Raw genomic sequence first — 515 nt, 5'->3', positions numbered from 1 at the left:
ATCGACGCTGACGGCATCCAGTTTTCCCAGCAAAGAATCGACGCCAGTAATGCTGAACTCAATACCATCAGCCATCGTTAACCCCCTGCGAACATGGAAGTGTCAGATATTCGCGCCCGCTTTTATCGTCGGACAGAACGCCATGGACGTTATAAACACGGCCGAGATAAAGGATTCGGTGCTTACTGGTTACATCATCGCGCCAGCGAATAGTGATCCGCGTCGTGACTTCGCTCTGCCCTGCCTGGGCCGCTACAAACTCACGCGCGGACAGATCGACAACACTGGCCCACAGGGTAGCAACGTCAGCCCAGCCGTTAATGATGGCTCCGGTAGCCGGATTCTGGGTTTTAACAGGCCTCTGCAATGTAACGCGGTGACGAAGTTTTCCGGCCTGCATGCTCACCCCCTGGGATTTCCGCTGAGATAAGTATGCTGTGGAAGTTCAGCGTCACTCTCTTCCACTACCATCGACTGGTAGATCACCGCCGTCAGAGCCTCGTTTGACTCCGCCA

The 515-nt window shown here is 54.8% G+C and carries 1 protein-coding gene; it reads right to left on the bottom strand.

Going from position 1 to position 515, the window contains the following annotated elements; translation table 11 throughout:
• Window positions 1–67 precede the first annotated feature (67 nt).
• On the bottom strand, window positions 68–400 hold the full coding sequence (locus ACOTYB_RS24905) for a phage head closure protein (protein WP_063436817.1): 333 nt from the start codon (window positions 398–400) through the stop codon (window positions 68–70).
• Between the last annotated feature and the right edge of the window lie 115 nt (window positions 401–515).

Source organism: Enterobacter cloacae complex sp. IR5450 (genome assembly GCF_049238665.1).
Lineage (GTDB): Bacteria > Pseudomonadota > Gammaproteobacteria > Enterobacterales > Enterobacteriaceae > Enterobacter > Enterobacter hormaechei_C.
The sequence above is the reverse complement of the archived record's forward strand: the minus strand, read 5'-3'. Positions and strand labels throughout refer to the sequence as shown.